Origin of the sequence: Arthrobacter hankyongi, assembly GCF_022012395.1 — a bacterium.
Classification (GTDB): domain Bacteria; phylum Actinomycetota; class Actinomycetes; order Actinomycetales; family Micrococcaceae; genus Crystallibacter; species Crystallibacter hankyongi.
Genome location: NZ_JAKLTQ010000028.1, coordinates 44,341 through 55,872 on the forward strand (window position 1 = coordinate 44,341; position 11,532 = coordinate 55,872).

The 11,532-nt window shown below is 69.5% G+C and carries 9 protein-coding genes; all 9 read left to right on the plus strand.

From position 1 onward, the window contains the following. Positions 1 to 28: 28 nt before the first annotated feature. Positions 29 to 1,186: a glutamine-hydrolyzing carbamoyl-phosphate synthase small subunit gene (gene carA, locus LVY72_RS22425; RefSeq protein ID WP_237826876.1), complete on the plus strand. Its 1,158-nt coding sequence runs from the start codon at positions 29 to 31 to the stop codon at positions 1,184 to 1,186. After that, the gene (gene carB, locus LVY72_RS22430) at positions 1,186 to 4,482 is read left to right on the plus strand and encodes a carbamoyl-phosphate synthase large subunit (protein ID WP_237826845.1); all 3,297 of its coding nucleotides are present in this window, start codon (positions 1,186 to 1,188) and stop codon (positions 4,480 to 4,482) included. The genes carA and carB overlap by 1 nt, the downstream gene beginning before the upstream one ends. Then, positions 4,475 to 5,395 (plus strand): orotidine-5'-phosphate decarboxylase, encoded by a 921-nt coding sequence (gene pyrF, locus LVY72_RS22435; RefSeq protein WP_269092811.1) that lies wholly within the window; start codon positions 4,475 to 4,477, stop codon positions 5,393 to 5,395. Before carB ends, pyrF begins: the two co-directional genes overlap by 8 nt. 225 nt (positions 5,396 to 5,620) lie before the next feature. Then, complete coding sequence (gene mihF / locus LVY72_RS22440) at positions 5,621 to 5,947, plus strand: integration host factor, actinobacterial type (protein WP_237826848.1); 327 nt, start codon at positions 5,621 to 5,623, stop codon at positions 5,945 to 5,947. A gap of 30 nt (positions 5,948 to 5,977) precedes the next feature. After that, positions 5,978 to 6,550: a guanylate kinase gene (gmk, locus tag LVY72_RS22445; RefSeq protein ID WP_237826850.1), complete on the plus strand. Its 573-nt coding sequence runs from the start codon at positions 5,978 to 5,980 to the stop codon at positions 6,548 to 6,550. Between the two features lie 29 nt (positions 6,551 to 6,579). Continuing rightward, on the plus strand, positions 6,580 to 6,843 hold the full coding sequence (rpoZ, locus tag LVY72_RS22450; protein ID WP_237826852.1) for a DNA-directed RNA polymerase subunit omega: 264 nt from the start codon (positions 6,580 to 6,582) through the stop codon (positions 6,841 to 6,843). Between the two features lie 43 nt (positions 6,844 to 6,886). Beyond that, entirely contained in the window at positions 6,887 to 8,119 is a 1,233-nt protein-coding gene (gene coaBC, locus LVY72_RS22455) for a bifunctional phosphopantothenoylcysteine decarboxylase/phosphopantothenate--cysteine ligase CoaBC (RefSeq protein ID WP_237826854.1), read from the plus strand. A gap of 72 nt (positions 8,120 to 8,191) precedes the next feature. After that, positions 8,192 to 9,406, plus strand: coding sequence for a methionine adenosyltransferase (gene metK, locus LVY72_RS22460; RefSeq protein ID WP_237826856.1), 1,215 nt, complete (start codon positions 8,192 to 8,194; stop codon positions 9,404 to 9,406). Between the two features lie 4 nt (positions 9,407 to 9,410). Next, positions 9,411 to 11,465 (plus strand): primosomal protein N', encoded by a 2,055-nt coding sequence (locus LVY72_RS22465; RefSeq protein ID WP_237826858.1) that lies wholly within the window; start codon positions 9,411 to 9,413, stop codon positions 11,463 to 11,465. The last annotated feature ends 67 nt before the right edge of the window (positions 11,466 to 11,532 follow it).

The window sequence follows — 11,532 nt, forward strand, 5'->3', positions numbered from 1 at the left end:
GACTTCCAGCCAGACGTCAAGCACCGCACTGCTGGTGCTCGAGGACGGCCGGATCTTCCGCGGCCGCAGCTACGGTGCCGTGGGCACCGCCTTGGGCGAAGCGGTCTTCGCCACCGGCATGACCGGCTACCAGGAGACCATCACGGATCCGTCCTACGCCCGGCAGCTGGTTGTCCAGACCGCGCCGCACATCGGCAATACCGGCGTCAATGACGAGGACGCCGAGTCCCGCCGCATCTGGGTGGCTGGGTACGTCGTCCGCGACGCCGCCCGCCGGCCCTCCAACTGGCGTTCGGAGCGCAGCCTGGACGAGGAACTGGTGGCCCAGGGGATCGTCGGCATCCAGGGCGTGGACACCCGCGCCATCACGCGGCACCTGCGCGAGCGCGGTGCGATGAAGTCCGGCATCTTCTCCGGGGACGCGGCAGCCCGGCCCGAGTCCGAACTGCTCAACGAGGTCAAGGCCCAGGCGCCGATGGAAGGTTCCCGGCTGGCCGAGGAAGTCAGCATCGATGCGGCCTATGTCATCGAGCCCGCGGACCACGGCTGGGACGGTGAGCCGCGCTTCACCATTGCCGCCCTGGACCTGGGGATCAAGTCCATGACCCCGCAGCGCTTCGCCGAGCGCGGCGTGCGCGTGCATGTGCTGCCGGCCACCGCCAGCCTCCAGGACGTGCAGGCGGTACAGCCGGACGGCGTCTTTATGTCCAATGGCCCCGGGGACCCGGCTACCGCGGATGCCCAGGTGGGTCTGCTGCGCCAGGTGCTGGATACGAAGGTGCCGTTCTTCGGCATCTGCTTCGGCAACCAGATCCTCGGCCGTGCCCTGGGCTTCGGCACCTACAAGCTGCGCTACGGCCACCGCGGCATCAACCAGCCGGTGCTGGACCGGCGTACCGGCAAGGTCGAAATCACCTCGCAGAACCACGGCTTCGCCGTGGACGCGCCGACCGACGGCCCGACGACGGCGCCGGAGCAGCGCTTCGGCCGGGTGGAGGTCAGCCACGTGAGCCTGAACGACGACGTCGTGGAGGGCCTGTCCTGCCTGGACATTCCGGCCTTCTCCGTCCAGTACCATCCGGAGGCCGCCGCCGGACCGCACGATTCGGCCTACCTCTTCGACCGGTTCATCGATCTGATGGAATCCACCAAGAACGCGTCCGCCGTGACTAAGGAAGCCAAGTAATGCCCAAGAGAGAAGATCTGAAGTCCGTCCTGGTCATCGGTTCCGGACCGATCGTCATCGGCCAGGCGGCCGAGTTCGACTACTCCGGCACCCAGGCGCTGCGCGTGCTCAAGGAAGAGGGCCTGCGCGTCATCCTGGTCAACTCCAACCCCGCCACCATCATGACGGACCCGGAGTTCGCCGACGCCACCTACGTGGAGCCGATCACCCCGGAAATCGTCGAGAAGATCATCGCCAAGGAACGCCCTGACGCGGTGCTGCCGACGCTGGGCGGCCAGACGGCGCTGAACACGGCGATCGCGCTGGACAAGAACGGCGTGCTGGAGAAGTACAACGTCGAACTGATCGGCGCCAACATCGAGGCGATCGAACTCGGCGAGGACCGCGAGAAGTTCAAGGGCGTCGTCGAGCGCTGCGGCGCCGAATCCGCCCGCAGCATCATCGTCCACTCCATGGACGAGGCCTTGGCGGCCGCCGGCGAACTGGGCTACCCGATGGTGGTCCGCCCCTCCTTCACCATGGGCGGACTGGGCTCGGGCATGGCCTACAACGAGGCGGACCTGCGCCGCATCGCCGGCGCCGGCATCCAGTACAGCCCCACCAGCGAGGTCCTGCTCGAAGAGAGCATCCTCGGCTGGAAGGAATACGAGCTCGAGATGATGCGGGACAAGAACGACAACGTCGTGGTGGTCTGCTCGATCGAGAACTTCGATCCGGTGGGCGTGCACACCGGCGACTCGATCACCGTCGCCCCCGCCCTGACCCTGACCGACCGCGAGTACCAGCGGCTGCGCGACATCGCCATTGCGGTCATCCGCGAGGTCGGCGTGGACACCGGCGGCTGCAACATCCAGTTCGCCATCGAACCGGACACCGGCCGCGTCGTCGTCATCGAAATGAACCCCCGGGTGTCGCGCTCGTCCGCGCTGGCCTCGAAGGCCACCGGGTTCGCCATCGCCAAGATCGCCACCAAGCTTTCGCTGGGCTACACGCTGGACGAGATCCCCAACGACATCACGCAGAAGACGCCGGCCTCTTTCGAGCCGACGCTGGACTATGTCGTGGTCAAGGTGCCGCGCTTCGCCTTCGAGAAGTTCCCGGCGGCCGACCCGACGCTGACCACCACCATGAAGTCGGTGGGCGAGGCGATGGCGCTGGGCCGCAACTTCACCGAGGCCCTGCAGAAGGCGCTGCGGTCGCTGGAGCAGCGCGGGGCCGAGCTGGGCTTCGAGCCGGTCAACGACTTCGAGGTCGCCGAGCTGCTGGAGAAGTCCCGCGTGGGCAGCACCGAGCGGCTTGCCTATGTGCAGCGGGCGCTGCTGGGCGGGGCCACCGTGGAGCAGGTCTACGAGGCTACCGGCATCGACCCGTGGTTCGTGGATCAGCTGCAGCTGATCAACGAGGTCGCCGAGCAGATCCGCAAGGCCCCGGCGCTGACTCCGGACATCCTGCGCCTGGCCAAGCGCCACGGCTTCTCGGATGCGCAGATCGGCAAGCTGACCAACACGCCCGAGGCAGTGGTACGCGGCGTCCGGCATGCGCTGGGCATCCGGCCGGTCTTCAAGACCGTGGACACCTGCGCCGCGGAGTTCGCCGCCTACACCCCGTACCACTACTCCTCGTACGACGAGGAGGACGAGGTGGAGCTGCACGCCAAGCCGTCGGTGATCATCCTCGGCTCCGGACCGAACCGGATCGGCCAGGGCATCGAGTTCGACTACAGCTGCGTGCACGCCACGATGGCCCTGCGCAAGGCCGGCTACGAGACCGTGATGGTCAACTGCAACCCGGAGACGGTCTCCACCGACTACGACATCTCCAACCGTCTCTACTTCGAGCCGCTGACCCTCGAGGACGTCCTCGAGGTCATCGCCGCCGAAGAGCGCACCGGCGGCGTGCTGGGTGTCTTCGTCCAGTTGGGCGGGCAGACCCCGCTGAAGCTGGCGCAGGACCTGGCCGATGCCGGCATCCCGATCCTGGGCACCTCCCCGGAGGCCATCGACCTGGCCGAGCACCGCGGCGCCTTCCAGCGCGTGCTGGACTCCGCTGGCCTGATTGCGCCGAAGAACGGCACCGCGGTCAGCTTCGAGCAGGCCAAACGGATCGCCGACGAGATCGGCTACCCGGTGCTGGTCCGTCCCTCCTACGTGCTGGGCGGGCGCGGCATGGAGATCGTCTACGACGAGGCCAACCTCTCGCGCTACATCGCCAACGCCACCGAGATCACCGACGACCACCCGGTGCTGGTGGACCGGTTCCTCGAGGACGCGATCGAGATCGACGTCGACGCGCTCTACGACGGCAAGGACCTGTACGTCGGCGGCATCATGGAGCACATCGAGGAGGCCGGCATCCACTCGGGCGACTCCGCCTGCGTGCTGCCGCCGATCACCCTCGGCGCCGACGTGATCGACCGGGTCCGCGAGGCCACCCGCGCCATCGCCGAAGGCGTGGGCGTGCGTGGCCTGATCAACATCCAGTTCGCGCTGGCCTCGGATGTGCTCTACGTGATCGAGGCCAACCCGCGCGCCTCCCGCACGGTGCCCTTCGTCTCCAAGGCCACCGGCGTCCAGCTGGCCAAGGCAGCGGCGATGATCGGCGTGGGAGTCACCATCCACCAGCTGCGCACTGCCTACAAGATGCTGCCGGAGACCGGGGACGGGTCCAAGCTGCCGCTGGACGCACCCGTGGCGGTGAAGGAAGCGGTACTGCCGTTCGCGCGCTTCCGAACCCCCGAAGGTACCGTCGTCGACTCCCTGCTCGGCCCGGAAATGCGTTCCACCGGCGAGGTGATGGGCATCGACAAGTACTTCGACACGGCCTTCGCCAAGAGCCAGGCCGCCGCCAACAACCCGCTGCCCACCTCGGGCAAGGTGTTCGTTTCCGTGGCGAACAGGGACAAGCGCTCGATCGTGATGCCGGTCAAGCACCTGGCGGACCTGGGCTTCGAGATCCTCTCCACCGGCGGCACTGCCGACGTGCTGCGCCGCAACGGGATCCAGACCACCACCGTCCGCAAGGTCGCCGAAGGCGCGGCCGACGGCGAGGGGACCATCGTGGACCTGGTCACCGAGGGCAGCGTGGACATGATCCTGAACACCCCCTCCGGCGGCCAGGCCCGCGGCGACGGGTACGAGATCCGTGCCGCCGCGACGTCGGTGGGCACGCCGGTGATCACCACGGTGGCCGAATTCGGTGCCGCCGTGCAGGCAATCGAGGCGATGCGCCAGTACGAGTGGAACGTGACCAGCCTGCAGGAGCACGAGCAGAACCTCCGGAACGTCATCCATGGCTGACGGCGTCAACGGCCGGGGGGCGGGCTTCCCGCCCATAGATGCCCACCGAACCCCGGAAGCCGCCCCTCTGCCCGCCGCTGACCGGCCTATCACCTTCGGGCAGCGGCTGCGGGCGGCGATGGACCGGTGCGGTCAGCTCTGCGTGGGCATCGATCCGCACCCGGGCCTGCTGTCCGCCTGGGGCCTGAACGACGACGCCGCGGGCCTGGAGCGCTTTTCCCTCACGGTCCTGGAGGCCGTGGGGGAGCAGGCGGCGGCCCTGAAGCCGCAGGTGGCGCTCTTCGAGCGCCACGGTTCCCGCGGCCTGGCCGTGCTCGAACGCATCCTTGCCGAGGCCGCCGCCGCATCGGTGCTCACGATCGCGGATGCCAAGCGCGGCGATATCGGGTCCACCATGGCCGCCTACGCCGATGCCTGGCTGCGCGACGGCTCGGCGCTGGCAGCGGACGCGGTGACGCTCAGCCCCTACCTGGGCTATGAGTCGCTGCGCCCGGCGCTGGAACTGGCGCTGGCCACCGGCCGCGGCGTCTTCGTGCTCGCGCTGACGTCCAATCCCGAAGGCGCCTCCGTGCAGCACGCCGGCGGCGCGGACTCCGTTGCCCGGCGGATCACCGTCGCGGCCGCCGCGGACAACAGAGCCGCTGCCGGGCTCGGCTCCGTGGGCCTGGTCGTGGGTGCGACCGTCGGTCAAGCGATCGCCGGGCTCGGCCTCGACCTGGCCGCGGTCAACGGCCCGCTGCTGGCCCCCGGGCTGGGCGCCCAGGGTGCCACCGGCGCGGACCTGGCCGCGACCTTCGGTGCGGCCTACCCGAACGTGCTGGCCACGTCGAGCCGGGACATCCTGAAGGCCGGACCGGAGCCGGCAGCGCTGCGCGCCGCCACCGCCCGGACCCTGGCAGGCCTCGCCGGCTGACCACCACCCACCCCGCCCCACCCCATCGGCTTGGCACTTGACGACCTTTTCCGGCCTGAAAAGGTCGTCAAGTGTCAGGTCGATCAGGGGTGGGGCGGGTTGTGGGTGGTCCATCGTTGCTGGTCAAGCATTGATTTTGTGCCTGGCTAGCGGATAGGTTCAGTTCAACCCGGTGTGATTCGTGCCACATAGGCCCGGACGCCGCGAGCACTGTGGAGGTTCGATGTGAGTCTGCGACCATTGACGGACGACGAACGCACGGCGGCCCGGCTCAAGGCCACCGCGGCCCGGGCGGAGCGGGCGGATGTAAAGGCGAAACTGAAATCGGGCCAGGCGACGGTTGCCCAGGTCATCGACTCCGGCCGGACGGTCGAAGCGATCGGCCGGCTGCGGGTGGCCGAGCTGCTCGAGTCGCTGCCCGGCGTCGGCAAGGTGCGAGCGGCTAAGATCATGGATACGGTGGGCATCGCGCGCACCCGGCGGGTCCGCGGCCTGGGTGTCCACCAGCGCAAGGCCCTGCTGGAACTGCTCGAGCCCCACGCATCCCCCTGATCCCTTCCCCGCAACCCCCAGATGGACAGCATGCCTACCACCTCCCGCCTTACCGTCCTTGCCGGCCCGACAGCCGTTGGCAAGGGAACCGTTTCCACCTATATCCGCGACAACTACCCCGAGGTGTGGCTTTCGGTGTCGGCGACCACCCGGCCGCCGCGTCCGGGCGAGGTGGACGGCATCCACTATTTCTTTGTCTCCGCCGAGCGGTTCGACGAGTTGGTGGCGGCGGGCGAGATGCTCGAGTGGGCGGTGGTCCACGGCGTCAACCGCTACGGCACCATCCGTTCCACCGTCGAGCAGGCGATGGCCGAGGGCAAGTCCGTGCTGCTGGAGATCGATCTGCAGGGCGCCCGGCAGGTCAAGGAGTCCATGCCGGAGGCGAATTTCGTCTTCCTGGCCCCGCCGAGCTGGGACGAAATGGTCCGCCGGCTCGTCGGGCGCGGCACCGAAACGCCTGATGAACAGCGCCGCCGGCTGGAAACCGCTAAACTGGAACTTGCTGCCGAACCGGAATTCGACTTCACCGTCGTCAACGACGATGTGAAGCGGGCGGCAGACGAGCTCGTTTCATTGATGGGACTGGTCCCGCACCAGCGCTGACGCGCGTCCCACAGAACTTTGGAGAATTTGTGTCGACCAACCTCGAAGGCATCATCAACCCGCCGATCGATGATCTGCTCAAGGCAGCGGACTCGAAGTACGCCCTGGTGATCTTCGGTGCCAAGCGCGCCCGCCAGATCAACGCCTACTACTCCCAGCTGCACGAGGGGCTGTTCGAGTATGTCGGCCCGCTCGTGGACACCCGGCTGAACGAGAAGCCGCTGTCGATCGCGCTGCGCGAGATCAACGAGGGCCTGCTCGTCAGCACCCCTGCCGAGCCGGCAGCGGAATAGGCAGAGCCGGACGAATAACCGACGAGGACTTCCCGGGGCAGGCATGCGGATCATACTTGGCGTAGGCGGTGGAATCGCCGCCTACAAGGCCGCATTCCTGCTCCGGCTCTTTAAGGAAGCCGGCCACGATGTAACGGTCATTCCCACCGAGGCCTCGGATAAGTTCGTCGGCCGGGCCACCTGGGAGGCGCTCTCCGGTAACCCGGTCAGCAACAGCGTCTTCGACGCCGTGGAGACGGTCAACCACGTCCGCCTCGGGCACGAGGCGGACCTCGTCGTCGTCGCGCCCGCCACCGCGGACCTGCTGGCGCGTGCCGCCGCCGGGCTGGCATCGGACCTGCTGACCAATACGTTGCTGATGGCCCGCGGGCCGGTGGTGATGGTGCCGGCCATGCATACCGAGATGTGGCAGCACCCGGCCACCGTGGCCAACGTGGCTACCCTGCGCGGCCGCGGCACCATTGTGATGGAGCCCGCGGTGGGCCGGCTCACCGGCGCGGATTCCGGCCCCGGACGCCTGCCCGAACCGGCGGAGATCTTCGACTTCGTCGCGCCCTACCTCAGTCCTGCGGGCGCCGGCCAGGCCCGGGACCTGCCGCTGGCCGGCCGGTACGTGGTCATTACAGCCGGCGGGACACGCGAACCGCTGGACCCGGTCCGTTTCCTCGGCAACCGTTCCTCCGGCAAGCAGGGTGTCGCGCTGGCCCGCGCCGCCGCGGCCGCCGGCGCCCGGGTGCACCTGGTCGCCGCCCACATGGACGTCCCGGCGCCCGGAAACGTCGAAGTGACCCGGGTCGAAACCGCCCTGGAACTGCGCGAGGCGGCGTTGGCCGCCGCGGAGGGAGCCGACGTCGTCATCATGGCGGCGGCCGTGGCCGATTTCCGTCCCGCCCAGCCCGCCGACGCCAAGATCAAGAAGCGCGACGATGTGGCCGATCCCGTGGTCGTCCTGGTGCGCAATCCGGACATCCTGCGCGAACTGGTCACCCGGCGCGCGGAGCACGACGGCGGCCCGGAACTGATCGTCGGCTTCGCCGCCGAAACCGGCGACGCCGAGACCGGCGTATTTGAGTATGCCCGGCAGAAGCTCGAGCGCAAGGGCTGCGACTTGCTGGTGCTGAACCAGGTAGGCAAGGACCTGGTCTTCGGCCAGGACTCGACGGCCATTACCATCCTGGACCGGGACGGCAGCGCCCCGGCCAGCTTCAGCGGCAGCAAGGATGCCACCGCCGCTGCGATCATCGAACGGGTTGGCAGCGCGCTCAAACCCCGGTAGTACTGCCGGGGGTCCACGCCGCCGGCGCCGCCCTCAGTCCGTGCCGCGGTCGGCCGCGGCAGCAAGTAAGGTATGTCTGTGACTTCAACTGATAGCAATCTGCGGCTTTTCACGTCCGAATCCGTGACCGAGGGCCACCCGGACAAGATCTGCGACCAGATTTCGGACGCGGTCCTGGACGCGCTCCTGACAGTGGATCCGGAATCCCGGGTGGCCGTGGAGACCCTGGTGACCACCGGCCTGGTCCATGTCGTCGGCGAGGTAACGACCGACGGGTACGTGGAAATTCCACAGATTGTGCGCGAGACGATCCTGGATATCGGCTACAACTCCTCGGACAAGGGGTTCGACGGCGAACGCTGCGGCGTCTCCGTGTCCATCGGCCAGCAGTCACCGGAAATCTACGACGGCGTCTTTGGCGCCTCCGTTGAGCAGCGCGAGGGCAAGCAGCAGGACCCCTACGACCTGCAGGGCGCCGGCGACCAGGGCATCATGTTCGGCTACGCCAGCGACGAGACCGACGTGTACATGCCCACCCCCATCTGGCTGGCGCACCGGCTGTCCGAGCGGCTGACCCAGGTGCGCAAGGACGGAACGGTGCCCTACCTGCGTCCGGACGGCAAGACCCAGGTCACCGTCGGCTACGACGGCAGTACGCCGGTCTCGGTGGAGACGGTGGTCATCTCCAGCCAGCATGAGTCCGGCATCGACCTGGACCACCTGCGCGCGGACCTGGCCCGGCACGTGATCGAACCGGTCCTGGCCGGCTCCAGCCTCGACACCGCGAACGTGCGCCATATCCTCAATCCGGGCGGCCCCTTCGTCATCGGCGGGCCGGTGGGCGATGCCGGGCTGACCGGCCGCAAGATCATTGTGGACACCTACGGCGGGATGGCCCGCCACGGCGGCGGCGCGTTCAGCGGCAAGGACCCGTCGAAGGTGGACCGCTCGGCGGCCTACGCGATGCGCTGGGTGGCCAAGAACGTGGTGGCGGCCGGGCTGGCCCGGCGCGCCGAGATCCAGATTGCCTATGCCATTGGCATGGCGCATCCGGTGGGCATCTACGTGGAGACGTTCGGCACCGAGACCGTGGACCCGCTGAAGATCTCCGCCGCCATCAATGAGGTTTTCGACCTGCGGCCGCTGGGCATCATCAACGACCTGCAGCTCAAGCGCCCGATCTATAAGCAGACCGCTGCGCACGGCCATTTCGGCCGCGAGCTCGACACGTTCACCTGGGAGCGGACGGACCGGGTCGAGGCGCTGCGCAGCTTCTTCAACGCCTGAGCCGATGGGCGGCAACTCCGGCGACGCCGGGGACAACGTCCAGCTTTCGCTGCTGCAGGGCTTTGGCCAGCCGGCTCGTCCTCAGGGCACCTCCCCGGCAGCGGCCGTGGACCCGGTGGCACAGGTGCTGATCGAATCTCCGCTGCCGCACCTGGACCGTGAGTTCGACTATCTGGTGCCCGAGGAACTCTCCGCCGCCGCCGTTCCCGGGGCACGGATCAAGGCCAGGTTCGGCGGCCAGGAACTGGCCGGCTACATCACCGCACGCAAGGCCGAGGCCCCGGAGGGCGTGCGCCTGGTGGCGCTGTCCAAGGTCGTCTCGCCCCAGCCCGTGCTGACCCCGGGGCTGCTGCGGCTGGCCACCGCGGTGGCCGAGCGCTACGCCGGAAACGTCAGCGATGTGGTGCGTGCCGCCGTGCCGCCGCGGGTGGCCAAGGTGGACCAGGAATTCGCCGGCCGCGGGCCCGGCCCGGTGGAGGCTGCTGCCGCCGCCCCGGCCGTGGACGCCTCCTGCTTTGCCGGCTACCGCAGCGGGCCGGCCTTCCTGTCCCATCTGGCGGCGGGCGAGTCCCCGCGCGCGGTGCTCACCAGCCACCGCTCCTACGGCCCTGCCGCCTGGCCAGCGCAGGTGGCGGCCGCCGTCGCCGCCGCGGTGCAGAGCGGGCGCGGCGCCCTGGCGGTGGTTCCGGATGCCCGCGATTTGGCCCGGCTGGAGGCCGCGCTGGCCGCGGTGCTGGGCACCGACGGCTACCTGCGGCTCAGCGCCGAGGACGGCCCGACACCGCGCTACCGCAACTACCTGCGGCTGCTGCACGGGGACGTCCGGGTAGCTGTCGGCACCCGCTCCGCCGCCTACGCGCCGGTGCCGGAGCTGGGCCTGATCGTCCTGTGCGACGACGGCGACGACCTGTACGTGGAGCAGCGTGCACCGTACCAGCACACCCGCGAGGTGCTGCTGCTGCGTGCCGGCCTGGAAGACTGTGCCATGCTGCTGGCCTCGGTGGCCCGGAGCACCGAGGCCGAGCGCCTGGTCCAGCACGGCTGGGCGCAGCCCATCCAGTGTGAGCGGCCGGTGCTGCGGACCCAAACGCCGCGGGTGGTCAACACCGCCGACTCCTTCCAGCAGGAACGCGACCCGCTGCTGTCCCATGCCAGGCTGCCGCAGGCGGCATGGCGCGCGGCCCAGGACGGTCTGGCCCGCGGCCCGGTGCTGGTGCAGGTCGCCCGGACCGGGTTCTCGCCGTCGCTGGCCTGCCAGGACTGCCGGACTCCGGCCCGCTGTCCGGAGTGCAGCGGACCACTGGGCCAGACCGGCCGCGGCGCCGTCCCGGCCTGCCGCTGGTGCGGCCGCCTGGCCGGGGACTACCGCTGTCCTGAGTGCGGCTCGGCCCGGCTGCGGGCCTCGGTGGCCGGTGCCGCGCGGACGGCGGAGGAACTCGGGCGGGCCTTTCCGGGCGTGCCGGTGATCTCGTCGGCCGGGGAGCACATCAAAGACGCAGTCGGCCCGGACCCGGCACTGGTGGTGGCCACTCCCGGCGCCGAGCCGGTGGCCGAAGCCGGCTACGCGGCGGCGCTGTTGCTGGACGGCAACGCGATGCTCAGCCGGGAATCGCTACGCGCCTCGGAGGAGACGCTGCGGCGCTGGTTCGGGGCCGCCTCACTGGTCCGCCCGGCCGCCGAAGGCGGGCTCGTCGTCGTGACGGCGGACAGCGACGCCGTCGTCGGCCAGCTGGTGCGCTGGGACCCGGCCGGCGCAGCGGCCCGGGAACTGGGGCTGCGCCGCGAACTGCAGCTGCCCCCGGCCGTGCGGATCGCCGCCTTGACCGGCAGCCAGGCGGGCATCGAGTTGTTCGTGCAGGACCTGCAGTTGCCGCCGGCCCGGCTGGTGGGACCGGTCCCGTTGCCGGGAGCGGACGGCACACACCGGCTGCTGGTCTTCTTCGGTTACCGCGAGGCGGCGGTCGTGACCGCAGCGCTGCGCACACGCAAGGCCGCGCTGTCGGCCAAACGGACCCCGGACCCGGTTCAGGTGCGCCTCGACGGCCTGGACTTCCTCTAATCGCCTAATCGCCGGCCAACCCGCATCCACACCCCATCGACGCGACGGATAATGCCCTTCTCAGCCC

Excerpts from the sequence above, each read along its gene's own strand:
- pyrF (WP_269092811.1), top strand. The coding sequence starts at position 4,475 with ATGGCTGACGGCGTCAACGGCCGGGGGGCGGGCTTCCCGCCCATAGAT.
- metK (WP_237826856.1), top strand. The coding sequence starts at position 8,192 with ATGTCTGTGACTTCAACTGATAGCAATCTGCGGCTTTTCACGTCCGAA.
- LVY72_RS22465 (WP_237826858.1), top strand. The coding sequence starts at position 9,411 with ATGGGCGGCAACTCCGGCGACGCCGGGGACAACGTCCAGCTTTCGCTG.
- carB (WP_237826845.1), top strand. The coding sequence starts at position 1,186 with ATGCCCAAGAGAGAAGATCTGAAGTCCGTCCTGGTCATCGGTTCCGGA.
- gmk (WP_237826850.1), top strand. The coding sequence starts at position 5,978 with ATGCCTACCACCTCCCGCCTTACCGTCCTTGCCGGCCCGACAGCCGTT.
- coaBC (WP_237826854.1), top strand. The coding sequence starts at position 6,887 with ATGCGGATCATACTTGGCGTAGGCGGTGGAATCGCCGCCTACAAGGCC.